Source organism: Bradyrhizobium sp. S3.2.6, from assembly GCF_040546885.1.
In the GTDB taxonomy this organism is placed as follows: domain Bacteria; phylum Pseudomonadota; class Alphaproteobacteria; order Rhizobiales; family Xanthobacteraceae; genus Bradyrhizobium; species Bradyrhizobium cytisi.
Genome location: NZ_JBEPOS010000013.1, coordinates 150,006 through 166,151, shown reverse-complemented (window position 1 = coordinate 166,151; position 16,146 = coordinate 150,006). Strand labels below are relative to the sequence as shown.

General features: G+C 65.5%; 9 protein-coding genes. 5 read left to right on the top strand and 4 right to left on the bottom strand.

From position 1 onward, the window contains the following. Positions 1 to 60: 60 nt before the first annotated feature. The 3 genes from ABID58_RS22815 to ABID58_RS22805 are packed head-to-tail and all read left to right on the top strand — an operon-like array spanning position 61 to position 3,078. Positions 61 to 1,437 carry an ABC transporter substrate-binding protein gene (locus ABID58_RS22815; RefSeq protein ID WP_502916423.1) on the top strand — a complete coding sequence of 459 codons (1,377 nt, stop codon included), beginning with the start codon at positions 61 to 63 and terminating at the stop codon, positions 1,435 to 1,437. A 4-nt stretch (positions 1,438 to 1,441) separates the two neighbouring features. Next, positions 1,442 to 2,242 (top strand): ABC transporter permease, encoded by an 801-nt coding sequence (locus ABID58_RS22810; RefSeq protein ID WP_354034788.1) that lies wholly within the window; start codon positions 1,442 to 1,444, stop codon positions 2,240 to 2,242. Further along, entirely contained in the window at positions 2,239 to 3,078 is an 840-nt protein-coding gene (locus ABID58_RS22805; RefSeq protein ID WP_354034786.1) for an ABC transporter ATP-binding protein, read from the top strand. Before ABID58_RS22810 ends, ABID58_RS22805 begins: the two co-directional genes overlap by 4 nt. Here the strand turns inward: ABID58_RS22805 and ABID58_RS22800 are convergent. The 4 genes from ABID58_RS22800 to ABID58_RS22785 form a co-directional block, all read right to left on the bottom strand. Next, positions 3,075 to 4,055, bottom strand: coding sequence for an LLM class flavin-dependent oxidoreductase (locus tag ABID58_RS22800; protein ID WP_354034784.1), 981 nt, complete (start codon positions 4,053 to 4,055; stop codon positions 3,075 to 3,077). The genes ABID58_RS22805 and ABID58_RS22800 overlap by 4 nt on opposite strands. Next, complete coding sequence (locus tag ABID58_RS22795; protein ID WP_354034782.1) at positions 4,052 to 4,783, bottom strand: 4'-phosphopantetheinyl transferase family protein; 732 nt, start codon at positions 4,781 to 4,783, stop codon at positions 4,052 to 4,054. Before ABID58_RS22795 ends, ABID58_RS22800 begins: the two co-directional genes overlap by 4 nt. A gap of 228 nt (positions 4,784 to 5,011) precedes the next feature. Continuing rightward, positions 5,012 to 5,176, bottom strand: coding sequence for a hypothetical protein (locus tag ABID58_RS22790; RefSeq protein ID WP_187435087.1), 165 nt, complete (start codon positions 5,174 to 5,176; stop codon positions 5,012 to 5,014). 145 nt (positions 5,177 to 5,321) lie between these two features. After that, complete coding sequence (locus ABID58_RS22785) at positions 5,322 to 11,756, bottom strand: non-ribosomal peptide synthetase (protein ID WP_354034780.1); 6,435 nt, start codon at positions 11,754 to 11,756, stop codon at positions 5,322 to 5,324. A gap of 135 nt (positions 11,757 to 11,891) precedes the next feature. On the opposite strand from ABID58_RS22785, the gene ABID58_RS22780 reads away from it, so the two are divergent. Further along, positions 11,892 to 15,353 (top strand): ATP-binding protein, encoded by a 3,462-nt coding sequence (locus tag ABID58_RS22780; protein ID WP_354034778.1) that lies wholly within the window; start codon positions 11,892 to 11,894, stop codon positions 15,351 to 15,353. Beyond that, complete coding sequence (locus tag ABID58_RS22775) at positions 15,350 to 16,144, top strand: protein-L-isoaspartate O-methyltransferase family protein (RefSeq protein WP_354034776.1); 795 nt, start codon at positions 15,350 to 15,352, stop codon at positions 16,142 to 16,144. Before ABID58_RS22780 ends, ABID58_RS22775 begins: the two co-directional genes overlap by 4 nt. Positions 16,145 to 16,146 lie beyond the last annotated feature (2 nt).

Below are 16,146 nucleotides of genomic sequence, written 5' to 3'. Positions count from 1 at the left end.
GCCGAGGACAGTTCGATGATCGATTTCAGCTCTTTGAGACTCAGTGCGGCCGTCGTGGTCATGACCGTCGCCATGTTCGGACCGTCGCGGGCGGAGACGATCCGGGTTGCGGTCGGGACGCAGGATACGACCATCAACTGCGCGACCGGCGGGCTGCTCATTCGCGAGCTCAAGCTGCTGGAGAAGTTCCTGCCTCGTGACGGCAAGTACAAGGATGTGACCTACGACATCCAGTGGAAGAATTTTACGAGCGGCGCGCCGCTCACCAACGAGATGGTCGCGGGCAAGCTCGATTTCGGCGCGATGGCGGATTTTCCGGGCTCGCTGAACGGCGTTGCGTTCCAGAAGGCCGGGCGTCGCAGCCTGTTTATCAGCGTGCTGTCCGGCAGCACCAAGGGCAGCGGCAACGGAATCGTGGTGCCGTCGAGCTCGCCGGTGCAGTCGCTCGATGAGCTCAAGGGCAAGACCATCTCCGTTCCCTTTGCCTCGACCTCGCACGGCATGCTGCTCCGCGCCATTGAGGCCAAGGGCTGGAATCCCCAGACCGACGTCAACATCATCACGCAGGCACCGGAAGTCGCCGGGCCGGCCTTGCAGGCCAATAAGATCGAGGCACATGCCGACTTCGTCCCGTTCGCTGAGCTGTTTCCGTGGCGCGGCTTTGCGCGCAAGATCTTTGACGGTGCACAGGCCAATGCACCAACATTCCACGGTTCACTCGTCGACGCTGACTACGCCGAAAAATATCCGGAGATCGTGGTCGCCTATTTGCGTGCTGCGCTCGAGGCGGATCGCCTGATCGCGGAGGAGCCGGAGAAATATAGCGAGCTGATCGCGAAGGTGACCGGCATCGAGGCGGAGGTCGACTACCTCTTCCACGGTCCGCTCGGTCTTCAGACCCGCGATGTCACCTGGAAGCCGGAATACCGCCAGGCGGTCGCCACCTCGATCAAGACGCTGAAGCTGCTCAAGCGCGCGGACAGCGATCTCGATATCAACCAGTTCGTCACCGACAAGTATATTCGCATTGCAGCGGCGCAGGCCGGCCGCGACTATGACGCCGGGCTGAAGAATTATGCGCAGCTTCCGCTTCGCGCCAAGGATGCGGCGACGGGCGCTGAGATCAGCGACTTCAGTCGCGTGGCACAGATCTGGGTCAAGGACGAGTTGCATGTGCGCCACTACGCCTCGCCCGAGAACGCGCTGAAGGCGCTCGCCGAGCTCGAGAAGGACGGCAAGACCATCCGCGTCGTCTATGCGCAGGATCGCGAAAGCGGCATCAAGCTGTTCGCAAACCAGGCGTGGTTCGTGCGATCCCAGAACGGTGAGCTGAACGCGTTCCTGCTCAAGGATGCCGCCGAGCGCTGGTCGAAGCAGCATGGCGGGACGGTGCTCGACTTCGCCGCTGCGCGCGAATCCTTGGTCGCGAGCCGGTAGGGCCATGGCGATCGCTCAACCGGCGCGGCCTGCGGGCATCCGATGGGTGGTCCGCGGCCTTTCGATCCTGGCCTGCATCACGCTGTGGCAAGTCGCATCAGTGATGCATCTCAATCTGGGGATCGTCACCTTCCGCAACGTGCCGCCACCGGTCGAGGTCGTCGAATCCGCTGTCGCCCTGTTTCATTCGCCGAAGCTGGCGGCGCATATCACCAGCAGCCTCTGGCGCGTGTTCGCGGGCTATGGGGCGGCGGTGGTGATCGGCGTGGTCCTCGGCTTTGCGATCGGCCGGTCGCGCGCTGCGAGTGACCTCTTGCTGCCGCCGCTGGAATTGCTGCGGCCGATTCCGGCGGTGGCGTGGATACCGCTGTCGATCCTGATGTTCCCGTCGTCCGAGCTGTCGATGATCTACATCACCTTCATCGGTGCGCTGTTTCCGATTGTGCTGAACACGGTCCACGGTGTTGCGAATGTCGATCGCCGGCTGGTCGCGTCCGCGCGCAGTCTTGGCGCCGGGGAGCTGGCGATCCTGAAGGAGGTGGTGCTGCCGGACGCCGCGCCCAGCATCGTCACCGGTCTTGCGATCGGCATGGGCACCTCGTGGTTCTGCCTTGTCACCGCCGAGATGATCTCGGGCCAGTTCGGCATCGGCTATTACACCTGGGAGGCCTACACGCTTCAGAACTATGCCGACATCATCGTCGGCATGCTGGTGATCGGCCTGCTCGGGATGGGCTCCAGCTGGCTGTTGACGACGGCCGGACGGCTCGCGATGCCCTGGCGTAGTCCGAAGGTGGTGCGATGAATATTCGGGTTGCGGATATCGGCACGCAAAGCGTCGGCCGTATCGACATCGCTGATGTCTCGATCTCGCTCGGAGAGGGAATCGATGCGTTCGAGGCGGTGAGCGGGCTCGATGTCTCGATCTCGCCGGGCGAACTCGTCTGTGTTCTCGGCCCGTCGGGCTGCGGCAAGTCCACGCTGCTCGGCGCGCTAGCCGGACATCTGCCGAATACGGCAGGCCGGCTCACGGTCGACGGACAGACGGTCGTGGGGCCGAGCCCGGACCGCGGCATGGTGTTTCAGCAGCACACGTTGTTTCCGTGGAAACGGGTGCGGGACAACGTAGCCTTCGGCCCGAAGATGCGGGGCCTTGCAAAAGCCGAGCGCAATCGCGCGGCGGATGCAATCCTGAAGCTGGTCGGTCTGTCCGGCTTCGAGGCATTTTACCCGGCGCAGCTGTCGGGCGGCATGCAGCAGCGTGTCGAGATTGCGCGGGTGTTGATCAACCAGCCGCGGGTGCTGCTGATGGACGAGCCCTTCAGCGCGCTCGACGCGCAGACGCGCGGCATGATGCAGGAGGTCCTGCTCGATATCTGGGGCAAGATCCCGACCACCACGGTGTTCGTCACCCACGACATCGACGAGGCGCTGTTCCTCGCCGATCGCATCGTCGTGATGAGCGCAAGGCCTGGCCGGGTGATCGAGGACATCGTGCCGCCGTTTGCGCGGCCGCGGAGCCAGGACCTCGTCACCGAACCCGAGTTCGTGCGCCTCAAGCGTCATGTCATGCAGCTTCTGCGGCGGCCGGAAGGCAGCGAGCCGATGGCGCGGCTCAGCCCGCTGGGCGTGCCGACCTAGAATAGTTCGCTCGCCCTCAACGCCTTGCAGACGTGCTGCATCTCGGTCTCGTCCGCAACCATGTCGAGCATGATCGTGGCGAGGCCCTTCGCGGCAAACTCCTTCAGCTTCGCGCCGATCTCGGCATGGCTGCCGACGAGATAGGGGCAGTCGGCCTGGAAGGTGAGGAACGGCAAGAGCCAATAGCCATTGTCGTGGAGCTCGCCGGTCTGTCCTTCGTACAATCGTCGCTTCCAGACGGAATCTGAATTCTCCACCGTAAGCGCGAGCAGCTCGCGGTCATCAGGGTTGTCGCGGAAGCGGGCCTTCGCCGCTTGCCGCGCCTCCTCGCTGCTCTCGCGCGCGAAGATGCCGAAATTCATTCCGGGGGCGTTGAGACCGCGATCGAGGTCGGGCGGGAGCATCTGCATCTTGATGCAGCCGGTCTCCTCTGCGACGCGCCGCGCCGCTTCCGATTGCCCCGCGATCACGAATTCCGGCATCAGCTCGGCCGGCAAGCGCGGCCGGAGTTGCAGATTGCTGGCGCGGTAGAACCGACCCTCGAGATTGACCGGGCGCTGGCTCGCGAGCAGCTCGCGCATCAGTGCGACGAACTCGCCGAGCCGGACATAGCGGTCGGCATGCGGTTGCTCGTCGCCAAGTCCCTCCAAGTCGCTGATTGCGGTCCCTGTGATCATGTTGAGATAGACCTTGCGGCCGTAGAGCTGCGCAAAGGACGACACGAACTTCGCCGCTGTGAACGGGTGCATATAGACCGGATTGACGGCGATCAACGGCGAAGATCGCGTCGTCGCGGCCAGGATGTGCTGGGCCATCGCCCAGGGCTCGACGAAGACGTCATTGCCTTCGAACAGCAGAATGCCTTCGAAACCGTTGCGGTCGGCGAACTCCGCCACCCGCATCAGCTCGCCGACATATTTTTGGGGATCGCGGTTGCGCGAGATCGCGGGAAAGACGCGCAGCCGCGCCGGAATCATTCCGCCGCTTCCCGGAGCGGCCAGGCGTTGCGGGTGATGCGAAGGCCGCCGGCCGCACCGGAGCCGTCGGCGATCGCCAGGCGATGCGAGGGCGAGGGCGAGCACAGCGAGAAGTGCCAACCTGCCGGATCGTCGGAGATATCGGGCTTGAAGCTGATCTCGATCGCCTCTCGCGACACCTGCATCGCGAATGCGTCGAGCGGCAGGTTGAGCCCAAAACCCCTGGCTTTCAGATAGGCTTCCTTCAGCGTCCAATAGTCGAAGAAGCGCTCGATCGCGGCCGGCTCCGGCAGTCCGCGCAGCGTCTCGATCTCTTCCGGCGCAAAGAAGCGAAGCGCGGTGGAGAGTGGCGCGACGCGCCGCGACACGGTCTCGACGTCGACGCCGACGGTCTCGTGCTTCGAGACGACGCAAGCCACGCAGCCGTCGGCATGGGACAGGCTGAAATGCAGTGCCGTCGAACTCGCAGGCGCCGCGACAAAGGGCCGCCCGTAGCGGCCGGTCGAAAACGACCAGTCGGTCGGCTCGATCTCGGGGGCCGCGTGCGAGAGCGCCAGGCGCAACATCGCGTGCGCGAAGATATATTGCCGCTGATGCCGCTCGAACATGAAGCGGTCGGCGCGTATCCGTTCGTCGACGGAGAGCAGCCGCCGGCACGATTCGACCGCGCCCGGCGTCTCGATGCTCTCGATCAGTCCGACAAACAGTTCAATTTCGTCGTCTGCCATCAATTGGGCCCATAGCGTCAGGCGGAGGCCAAATCCGGCCCTGACCGAAGAATCAACCAAACAGGAAGCAACTGAGCCGACCGCTTCTAGCGGTCCACTCAGGCAAATTCTTGTCGATTGCTGGCCGGTTTACAGGTTCAAGCTTGTGCGAGACCCCAACTCGACAGGCGAGCGGCCTAAATTTGGAAATGAACTTGAAGATTCGTGCGGCGTCCCGGCCGACAAGTCTTACTTTTTCTTCTTGGCTTTCTTGCCGCCCAGCATCGAAAGGCTGGTGTCGACGTCCTTTAGAGCGGACTGGAGCTTCTTCTTCTCGTCAGAGAGAAGCTTTTGCAGGGCCTTGCGGTCCTTGTCGCTCAGCGAGGTACCCTTGGTAAATTTGATAAAACCCATAATGACACTCCCCCGGTTGAAAATAATCGTCCAAATCAAAAACGCAGGAATAATCTTGCGCGGCAAGCGCCAAAGAATCAAGATGCAACTTGGTCATTCACAGCTCTTGCGAGTGAACCCGCGTTCGGCGTGGACTAACAGCCGGTCAAGCCGCCCGGCGGGCGAGCAGCCGGTCGAGTGGCGCATTGGGCTGCGTGATAGCGGCCCTCAGCAGCGCAACGAGATCCTCCATCCAGGCGCCGACCACGGCGCCGTCGAGCAGCTCGCCTTTGTAATTGCACGAACCTGTAATCCCGGTCAGGCGCTCCTTGAGCATCAGCGACAGCCAGGTCTGGTCGACCGGCAGTACCGGCTGGCCCTCGCGCGCAACATTTCCGATCGATCGCACTGCGACATCAGGCAGCTCGAGCGGCTGGCGCAGCGGATTTTGCAGCGTGAAATAGACCTGGAGCAGCGAAGCCGGATCGATGCCCTCCTGCTCCAGATGGTCGGCCAGGATGTTGAACGGCAGCTCCTGCCGGGCATGCGCCTCGAGCACGCTTTGGCGCACGCGGCCCAAGGCCTGCGTGAACGACAGATCCGGTGTAATTCGGCTGCGGACGATCACCGTGTTCTCGAACGGACCCACGATACCCTCGGTGTCCGGCTGGGCGCGATTGGCCATGGCGGTCGCGACCGAGATGTCCGTGCGCCCGGTCCGCGCCAGCAGCAGGGCCTTCAGGCCAGTGAGCAGGCACATGAACAGCGTGGCGTTGTGCTGTCGCGCATAGGCGGTGAGGCGGGCGACCAGGTCGCGCTCCAGGCTGAGGGGATGATGGCCGGTCGACGCGCCCGGCCGCGCCTCACCGTCAAACAGGGGGGCTGAACCGCGCAATGCCTCGCTCCAGTCGAGGGCCTGGCGGCGGGCCGCCTCAGTGCCGCACCACCAGCGCTGCCAGCGTGCGACGTCGGAGAACGCGAGCGGCATCTTCGGCAGGGGCATCGACGGATGGCCTGCCAGCGCGGCGTAGCGGTTGGACAGTTCCTCGAACAGCACGCCGATCGACCAGCCATCGGCGATGGCATGGTGCAGCGTCAGCAGCAGAATGTGATCCTCGGCGTGCAGCCGCAGCAGCCGCGCCCGCAGCAGCGGCGCCCGGGCGGCGTCGACAGGAGTATATGCCTCCTGCGCGATCAGGAGCTCGATCTTCCTGAGCTCGAGGGCCTTGCGGCGCTTGTTGTTGTGGGGCCGCCCGTCGCCGATGGTCTCGACGGTCAGAACCGGACCGAGCGCGGCGGGCGCGACGATCCGGCTGACCGGCTCCTCGCCATTCCAGCCGAACGCCGTGCGTAACGATTCGTGGCGGCGCACGATGTCGTCGATGGCCTGCGCCAGCCTGCGCGGATCGATCGGGCCTTCGAGGTGGAAAGCGAAGGGCAGGTTGAACAGCGGCAGATCGGGCAGGTTCTGCTCGATTCGCATCATCTGGTCCTGCGCGATCGACAGCGTGGGCGGTCCGCTGTCGGCGAGGCGTGGCACGCCGGCCGCGGGCTTTTGCGGTTTCGTGGTCACGGCCTCGTCGACCCGCCGGGCGAGCTCCTCGATCGTCGGCGCCTCGAAGATGGTCTTGATCGGCAGCGAGACCCCGAGCGCGCGGGCCACGCGCGCCATGGCTTGGCCCGCGAGCAGCGAATGGCCGCCGAGGTCGAAGAAATTGTCGGTGACGCCGAGGCTCTCGACCTTCAGCAGATCGATCCAGATGTCGGACAGCACCTTTTCGGTGAAGCGGCGGGCCGGCACGGCGGCTTCCGTCCCTGCACTCTCTTGTGCCGGCGCTGGCAGGGCGGAGCGATCGAGCTTGCCGTGGGCATTGAGCGGAATCTGATCCAGGAACAGGAAGGCCGACGGGATGGCATGCACAGGCAGCCGGCTCTTGAGGAAGTCGCGCAGCTCGCTGGCGCTGATCCGGCTGCCCGATTTGGCTACGACATGGGCGATCAGCCTGACATCGCCATTGGCGTCGCGGCGCGGCTCGACGATGCCGGCGCGGACGCCTGCATGGTCGCCAAGCGCAGCCTCGATCTCCTTGAGCTCGATGCGATAGCCGCGGACCTTGACCTGAAGGTCGGCGCGGCCGAGGCATTCGATGGTCCCGTCGGCGCGGCGGCGGGCGAGGTCGCCGGTGCGGTACAGCCGGCTGCCTTGCGCGCGTGCGAACGGATCGGGGATGAAGCGCTGCCGGCTCTGGGCGGGATCGTTGATATAGCCGCGGCCGACGCCGGCGCCGCCGATGCAAAGCTCGCCGACCACGCCGATCGGCTGCGGCTCCAGACCATGATCGAGCACATAGATTTGGGTGTTGGGCAGCGGCGCGCCGACCGGGACATTGGTCGCCGCCGTGTCCGGCGCCCTGGTCAGCCGGTGCAGGGAAACGTCATCAGAACATTCCGAGGCGCCGTAGGCGTTGATCAGCGGCACCTTCGGGCAGCGGACGAACCAGGCGCGGCAGAGCTCGACGGGCAGTGGCTCGCCGGTCGAGATCAGCAGCCGCAGTTTCGCAAAGGCGCGCAGCATCGGTGCCTCGCCGAGGCGTTCGAGGATGACGCGGAGCAGCGAGGGGACGATCTCGAGCACCGTGATGCCCTCGCGTTCGATCTCCCGCGCCAGCAGGATCGGATCCTGGACGACCGAATTGCCGCAGACATGGACACGTGCGCCGACCATGGGAGCGGCGAGGAACTGCCAGACAGAGATCACAAAGCTCTGCGGTGCGGTCTGTGCGACCACGTCCTTGCCCGTGAGGCCGAGCTCGGCGATCAGCGACGCCAGATGGTTCGACAGCCCGCGCTGCTCGATCATGACGCCCTTCGGCGCACCGGAAGAGCCGGACGTATAGATGAGATAGGCAAGGCTCGCGCTTGCGCGCCGTGCCGCGCGGGCCGGCTTGGTCGATTCCAGCGCCATCGCATCCTCGATCTCGGCGACCTGGATGCGCGCGACCAGCGGCTCGAGCAGCTCGTTGACCATGGCGGACTGCGCGCGCCCCGTCAGCAGCACGCTTGCGCAGCTCGATCCGAGGATGGTTGCGAGCCTCGCCGTTGGCTGCTCGGGATCGAGGTTCAGGAAGGCCGCGCCCGCGCGTTGCACCGCGATCATCGCCGCGAGCAGGTCGGGCCCGCGATCGGCAAGCAGCGCGACCACGGTCTCGGTGCCGACGCCCTCGCGGGCAAGCCAGCGCGCGATCGCCTGGCTGCGCAGCGCCAGTTCGCGATAGCTCAGGGACAGAACTCCGTCGGATATCGCCACGGCGTTCGGCGTCTTCTTTGACTGCCGCTCGAAGCGTTCGCAGAGATTTCCGCGCGTGGCGAAATTGGCAGGCCGGCCTTTCGTCGGCAACAGCCGGCGTTCGGCGTCGGTGAGCAGCGGCAGACGCGAGATGCGCTGCTCGGGATTGGTGATGGCGGCCTTGAGCAGGGTCTTGAACTGACCCGCCATGCCCTCGATCGTACCTGCGTCGAACAGATCGGTGGCGTATTCGAAGAAGCCGGTGAAGCGGCCCTCGGCCTCGACCAGCTCGAGCGTGATATCGAAGCGCGCGACTTCCGGGTCGATCTCCAGCCGCCGCGTCGACAGGCCGGGGAAGCGCGCCGCCTCGATCGACGCATTCTGGAGGATGAACATGATCCGGAACAGCGGATTGCCGTCGCTCCTTCGCGCGATCTGCAACGCGCGCAGGACTTCCTCGATCGGAAGATCCTGATTGCGATAGGCATCGAGCGTGACCCGGCGCACCCGCCGCAGCATCTCGCCGAAGGTCGGGTCGCCGCCGAAATCGTTGCGCAGGATCAGCGTATTGGCAAACAGCCCGATCAGCCGTTCGCTTTCGATCTGGTTGCGGTTCGCGATCAGCGAGCCCGTCGCGACATCCTCGTGTCCGGTATGGCGGAACAGCAGGCACTGGAACACCGCGAGCAGCGCCATGAACGGCGTCACGCCCTGGTCCTGGCTCAGTGCGCGAATGTCGGCCGAAAGGGTTCTTGAGAATTCGAAATAGTGACGGGCGCCGTGACCGCTCCAGACTTCAGGCCTCGGCCGGTCGGTCCGCAGCGGCAGCGTGGTGACGCCGTCGAGCTGCGTTCGCCAATAGTCGAGCTGCTCCTTCGCCGCCGGTGTCTGCGCCCAGCTCTGCTGCCAGCGCGCAAAGTCGCGATATTGGAACCTGGGCGAGGGCAGCATCGTCGTGCTCCCTTTGCGCGCGGCGGAATATCCGGCGGCGAGCGCCTCCCAGAACAGCCGCTGTGACCAGCCATCGGTGACGAGGTGATGGACGTTGACCACCAGCGCATGGCTGAACTTGTCGAACGAAAACAGCGTGACCTTCAGCGGCGGCTCGCGGCCGAGATCAAACGGATATTGCGCCAGCTCGAGCGCCTCGCGCCTGACGACCGCAGCCCGTTGACGCGAAGAACAGGGTCTTAGCTTGATCCGCTCGAACCGCGGCGCTGCTTCGAGTGCGCGCTGCACGGGCTCGCCCTCGCGTTCGACGAAGACCGAGCGCAGCGCCTCGTGGCGCGCGCAGATCGCAGCGAGGCTTGCATGGAGCGCAGCGATGTCGACCTGCCCCTTGAGCAGCGCGACCTCGACCACGTTATAATTGTAGCGCGTCGGATCGAGCCGCGAGAGCACATACATCCGCTGCTGCTGGAACGACAGCGGCGCATCTCCTTCAGTAGCCGCCGGGCGCCAAGCCGGCAGCGTCGCATCGCGATGCGCCGTGGTCTCGAGCCGGGCTGCAAGAGCGCCGACCGTGGCGCAATCGAAAATGTCCTCGAACGAGAAGTCGACGTTGAAGCGCTCGCGCAGGCGCGAGCGCATCTGCGTGACCGCGAGCGAGTCCGCGCCGAGCGCAAAGACATCCTGATCGACGCCTACTTTCGGAAGCTCCAGAAGATTGGCCCAGATCTCTGCGAGCTGGGTCTCCAGCGCGTTGCGCGGCAGCTGCGTCTCGTCGTCATCATGGGACGCCGAAATCAGGTCGGCCAGCGCGTTGCGCTTGACCTTGCCGCTGGCGCCTTTCGGCAGCGCCGCCACGCTGCGGATCAGGCTTGGCACCTTGTAGGCGGCGAGACGTTTGCGCGCGAACTGGCGCAACTGGTCGGAGGTCGCCTCGGAATTGTCCCGCAGCACCACGACGGCGGCGACGTTCTCGCCGAGTTTTGCGTGGGGAACGGCAAAGACGCCAGCTTCCAGCACCGCCGGATGGGCCAGCAGCACCTCTTCCACCTCAAGCGGCGAGACCTTCTGGCCGCCGCGGTTGATGACGTCCTTGATGCGGCCGACGATGAAGAGATAGCCGTCGGCATCGAGATAGCCGAGATCGCCGGTCCGGAACCAGCCGTCGCGAAATGCAGCTTGCGTCGCGGCCTCGTCATTATAATAGCCGCGGCTCATGTTCGCTCCGCGCAGCATGATCTCGCCACGCTCGCCGCTTGCAAGCGCGCGGCCGGTCTCGTCCATGATGGCGATCTCAGGACCTGCGGCACGGCCGACCGATCCGATCTTGCGCAGCTCGAACGGATTGGCGGCAATCTGCGAGGCCGCTTCAGTCATGCCATAGGTTTCCAGCACGGGCACGCCGAACATCGTCTCCAGCCCGTTCAGGATCGCGGGCGCAAGCGAGGACGAGGCCGAGCGGATTACGCGCAGCGATGGCGCGCGGGCGCGCTCCGGGTTGGCTTCCGCGGCCGTCAGCAGGGCGCGATGAATGGTCGGCACCGCCGTGTACCAGGTCGGTTGCAGGTCCCGCATCCAGCCGAAGAAGGACGGTGCGTCGAAACCGCCGGTCGCGATCACGCTGGAGCCCGCGGCGAGCGCGGTCAGGAGACCGGAGATCAGGCCATGGGCGTGAAACAGCGGCAAGGCATTCAGCAGGCGATCGTGCGATGTGAGCGACAGCACGCGGCCGGCATTTTGCGCCGAGAGACACACATTGCGATGCGTGAGCGGTACCATTTTGGCCCGCGCTGCTGTGCCTGACGTCAGCAGGATGAAGGCATCATCCTCGGCACTCGCGGCGCCGTTCGCGCAGGCCGGACCGATCGTCGGTCCGATGAACGCACAGCCGCCGAGATCCGTCTCAGGTCCCGGAACGAAGTCGATCATCGCGATATCAAGCGCCCTGGCGACGTCGCGACTCGGCGAGTTCATATCGGGCCGGGTGACTAGCGCCGTCAGCTTCAATTCGCTGAAATAACGTTGCAGTTCATCCGCCGTCAGGTCCGGGTTGACGGGGACGCAGGCACAGCTTGATGCCACCGCGATGAGAGCCAGCGCGCTGTCGGCCCCGCGCGGCAGCGCAACGGCAATCCGGTCGCCAGGTGCAATGCCGAGCCCGCGCAGCGTTTGGACGAGATGCGCGGTCCTGGCGCCGAGCGCACCATAATTCAGAGGCGGCCGACCAGGGGCGAGCAGGGCGGGCGCCGCCGGCATCGTTCGCGCATGGAAGGCGAGAAGGCCGCCGATATGGGCAAACGTATTGGTTTCGGCGCCCGCGTCTGCCGATCCCTCTCCCGCCCCGGACGCAATCTCCGACAACGCCATTCCCTTTTGATCTGATTGGGCTATTCTTCCCAAGAGTTAGGGAACGCGTCCAGTCTGAGGTGAAGTTTTGGCCCCAAAATCTGTGGTTGAGGGACCTTAAGCCTTTCGGCGGGGGGAGTGTCGGGCGGGATCACCATGCTGGAGAAAGAGCCGGGGACGGATGTCGGGTTGAAGCGCTGGCTCGAAGGCATCGGTCTCGGCCACTACACCGATCTGTTCGCGCAACACCGCCTCGATCTCGATGTCATGGGGGACCTGACCGAGGCTGATCTTGCCGAGCTCGGATTGCCGCTTGGCGATCGCAAGCGGCTGCAGCGAGCGACCGCGTCGCTGTTCCAGGCCGAGGCGGCGGAGGCGCCGGTCGCGCCGACGTACCCGCCGACCCGAGCAGAGGTCGGCGCCGAGCGGCGTCAGCTCACCACCATGTTCTGCGACATGGTCGATTCCACCGCGCTCTCCGCCCAGTTCGATCCGGAAGACGTGCGCGACATGATCGCAAGCTTTCGCGAGACCTGCGTGCGCGTGGTCAAGCATTACGAGGGCTTTGCCGCCCGCTTCGTCGGCGACGGCATTCTGGTCTATTTCGGCTATCCAACCGCGCATGAGGACGACGCCGAGCGTTCGGTGCGCGCCGGGCTCGAGATCGTGCGGGTGCTCTCGACGGCGCGCGCGATCGAGCCGCGCGGCGCGCTCAGCCACGCGCCCGCCGTCCGCATCGGGATCGCGACCGGCCTCGTCGTGGTCGGTGACCTCGTCGGCCAGGGCACCGAGGAGCGCGATTCCGCGGTCGGCGAAACCGTCAATCTGGCCGCGCGCCTGCAGGCGCTGGCGCCGCCCAACGGCGTGGTGATCTCCTCCTCGACGCAGTCGTTGCTGAAGGGGAAGTTCGATTACCGCAATCTCGGCGCCCACGCGCTGAAGGGCATCTCGGAGAAGACCCAGGCCTGGCACGTCGTGCGCGCCACGCGGGTGGAGACCCGCTTTGCGGCCGCCATGGGCACGCGCCTGACCCCGCTCGTCAACCGCGAGGAGGAAATCGCGCTGCTGATGGGACGCTGGCAGCAGGTCAAGGAGGGCGACGGCCAGGTCGTCGTCAAGTTCGGCGAGCCCGGCATCGGCAAGTCGCGCATCATCCAGGAGATTTTTGAGCGGATCGCGGGCGACCGCCACGGACAGGTTTCGTTCCAGTGCTCGCCTTATTACACCTCCACCGCCTTCTATCCGTTCGTCGAGCAGCTCAAGTTTTCCCTCGGCCTCGATCGCGAGGATGTGTCCGCGCTGTCGCTGGCAAGCCTGGAGAATGCAATTGCCGCCGCGCACGGCGATATCGAGCAGGTCGCGCCGCTGTTTGCCGCGCTACTGTCGATCCCGACCGGCGAGCGCTATCCGCCGCTCGACCTGTCGCCGCAGCAGCAGAAGGACGCGACCGTCGCGGCACTGGTCAATCACTTCCTGGGCCTCGCGCGCGAGATGCCGCTGGTGATGGCCTTTGAGGATCTGCACTGGATCGATCCGACCTCCCGCGAGGTGGTCGACCTCGTCGTCGACCGGGTGCAGAACCGGCCGATCCTTGCGATCATCACCGCGCGCTCCGAATTCCAGCCGAGCTGGAACGCGCATTCGCACATTACCACTCTCGTGCTGAACCGGCTCAGCCGGCCGTTGCGCGCGACGCTGGTCGAGCGTGTCGCCGGGCGCGAGCTACCCAAGGAGGTCATCGAGGAGATCATCGTCAAGACCGACGGCGTGCCGCTGTTCCTGGAGGAGCTGACCAAGACGGTTCTCGAGTCCGACCTCCTGACCGAGCGGCATGGCCGCTACGTTCTGTCGGGCCCGTGGCGGCAACTCGCGATCCCGGCGACGCTGACGGACTCGCTGATGGCGCGTCTCGACCGGATGGGGCCGTTCAAGCGGATCGCGCAGATCGGCGCCACAATCGGCCGCGAGTTCTCCTACGAGACCCTGCATGCGGTCGCCAACACGCCTGCGGAGCAGATCGAAGCGGCGCTGACGCATCTGGAGGAGGCGGGCCTGATCATGCGGCGCGGCCATCCGCCGGACGCGCTCTACTCCTTCAAGCACGTGATGATCCAGAACGCGGCGCATGCCAGCCTCTTGCACAGCGAGCGACGCAAGCTGCATGCCAGCATCGCCCAGGTGCTCGCCGAGATGTATCCGGAGAAGACCGAGCGCGAGCCGGAGCTGCTGGCCCACCATCTCACCGAGTCCGGCCAGAGCGAGGGCGCGGCGAGCTTCTGGCTCAAGGCCGGCAAGCAGGCGGCCAAGAGCGGCGCCAATCTCGAGGCCATCGGCCATCTGCGCCGCGGCTTGAGCGTGGTGCAGGCCAATGCCCGCATGCAGGGCGCCGACGAGATGGAGCTCGAGGTGCGCATCGCGCTCGGCAACGCGCTGATCGCCGCCAAGGGCTACGCGGTGCAAGAGGTCGAGGAGAACTACATCCGCGCCCTCGAGCTCGGCCAGCAGCTCGATGACGACGAGAAGGCTTTTGCCGCCACCCGCGGGCTCTGGGTCTGCCATTTCATCCGCGCCGATCTCACCCGCGCGCATGATCTCAGCGTCGAGCTGTTGAAATTCGCCAAGCGCGAGCGGCTCAACGAACGGGCGCAGCCGGCGCAGCAGACCGGCTATCTGATCGAGGCGCACCGCTCGATCGCGATGACCATGCTCTATCGCGGGCGCTTCGCCGCCGCGCAGCATCATCTGCACCGCTGCATCAATCTCTACAGCCCCGATTTGCACTCCGACCTGATGGAGCGGCACGGCACCGATCCCGGCGTCGTCTCGCTGTCCTACCTCGGCTATCTCCTGTGGTTCCTCGGCCAGCCTGACGCGGCGCGGCAGCACAGCGAGCAGGCGATCCTGCATGCGGAGAAGATCCGCCATCCCTTCTCGCTCGCCTTTGCGTTGGTGTTCGGCGCCTATCTCTGCCAGCATCTGCGCGATATCGAGGGCACGCGCGACCACGCCAACCGCGCCATGATCATCGCCACCGAGCACAATTTCCTGCACTGGAAGCAGCAGGCCACGATCCTGCGCGGCTGGGCGCTGGCGCAGCTCGGCGAGGCCGACGAGGGCATCAGCCAGATGCGGTTCGGCCTCGACGAATACGAGGCGATGGATTCCTGGCTCGCCGGCTGCTGGTTCCGCTGCCTGCTGGCGGAGGCCTATGCCAAGGTCGGCATGCGCGATGCCGCCTTGCGCGCGCTGGACGGTGCGCTTGCGACCGCAAGACGGACCGGCGATCACTCCTATCTGGCGGAAGTCTATCGCCTGCAAGGCGAGATCACCCTGTCGGACGGCAATCCGACTTCGGTGCAGGAGGCCGAAGATTTGTTCGAACTGTCGCTCGATACCGCGCGCAAGCAGGGCGCGTTGTCCTGGGAGCTCAGAACTGCCGTCAGCCTCGCTCGGCTGTCGCACGACGCCGGTAAGCGCGAACACGCCAGTCTGTTGCTCGTGCCGATCGTCGGCAAGTTCAACGAGGGATTCCTGACGCCGGACCTGAAGCTGGCCATGCAGCTCGTGCACGAGATCGGTGGCGACACACCGGCTCGTCAGGCCGATCCGGTGAAATGAGCGATCTGCCCGCCGCCCGTGCGCGCTACGTCGAGCTGATTGCGAAGCGGGAACGACTCTCCTCGCCGCGCCTGCTTGCAGCCCTGGCGGCGGTGCCGCGCGAAAATTTTCTGGCGAAGGGGCCCTGGCGCATCAAGAGCGAGGCGGCGCGCAAATACCGACTGACGCCCGACGCCGACCCCGTCCATCTCTACGACAATGTGCTGGTTGCGATCGACGCGCGCCGCAAGCTCGACACCGGACTGCCGAGCCTGTGGGCGCACTTCATCGATTTGCTCGGCGTCGGGGAGAAGGATCGCGTGGTCCAGATCGGTTGCGGGCTCGGCTATTTCTCGGCGATCCTCTCAGAGATCGTTGGCCCGAACGGCAGGGTGCATGCGATCGAGTGTGACGAGCGGCTCGCGGTGCGTGCCGCGACCTGTCTTCGTGCCTATCGGAATGTCGAGGTTATCAACGGCGACGGCTGCCTCAATATCAGCGAGCCCGCTGACATCATCATCGTGCATGCCGGCTTCTCGCATCCGCAACCGCTCTGGCTTCAATCGCTCCGCCCGCACGGCCGCCTGCTGGTGCCGCTGACGCAGCGGGACCGCGAAGGTGCCGCCCTCAAGATCACACGCAAGGGCAAGGGATTTGAGGCCGAGGCGGTGCAGCAGATCCGGATCTTTCCCGGCCAGGGCCGCGGGGGGACGGCGCTTGACGATCGCGTCGCCGATTGGTGGCAGCGCGCATCGTCGCTGGCGCCGCTACGCTTTCGCGGCATCGCGCAGGGGCTGCCGTCGGATGGCTAACG

Excerpts from the sequence above, each read along its gene's own strand:
- ABID58_RS22815 (WP_502916423.1), top strand. The coding sequence starts at position 61 with ATGACCGTCGCCATGTTCGGACCGTCGCGGGCGGAGACGATCCGGGTT.
- ABID58_RS22810 (WP_354034788.1), top strand. The coding sequence starts at position 1,442 with ATGGCGATCGCTCAACCGGCGCGGCCTGCGGGCATCCGATGGGTGGTC.
- ABID58_RS22805 (WP_354034786.1), top strand. The coding sequence starts at position 2,239 with ATGAATATTCGGGTTGCGGATATCGGCACGCAAAGCGTCGGCCGTATC.
- ABID58_RS22800 (WP_354034784.1), bottom strand. The coding sequence starts at position 4,055 with ATGATTCCGGCGCGGCTGCGCGTCTTTCCCGCGATCTCGCGCAACCGC.
- ABID58_RS22795 (WP_354034782.1), bottom strand. The coding sequence starts at position 4,783 with ATGGCAGACGACGAAATTGAACTGTTTGTCGGACTGATCGAGAGCATC.
- ABID58_RS22790 (WP_187435087.1), bottom strand. The coding sequence starts at position 5,176 with ATGGGTTTTATCAAATTTACCAAGGGTACCTCGCTGAGCGACAAGGAC.
- ABID58_RS22785 (WP_354034780.1), bottom strand. The coding sequence starts at position 11,756 with ATGGCGTTGTCGGAGATTGCGTCCGGGGCGGGAGAGGGATCGGCAGAC.
- ABID58_RS22780 (WP_354034778.1), top strand. The coding sequence starts at position 11,892 with ATGCTGGAGAAAGAGCCGGGGACGGATGTCGGGTTGAAGCGCTGGCTC.
- ABID58_RS22775 (WP_354034776.1), top strand. The coding sequence starts at position 15,350 with ATGAGCGATCTGCCCGCCGCCCGTGCGCGCTACGTCGAGCTGATTGCG.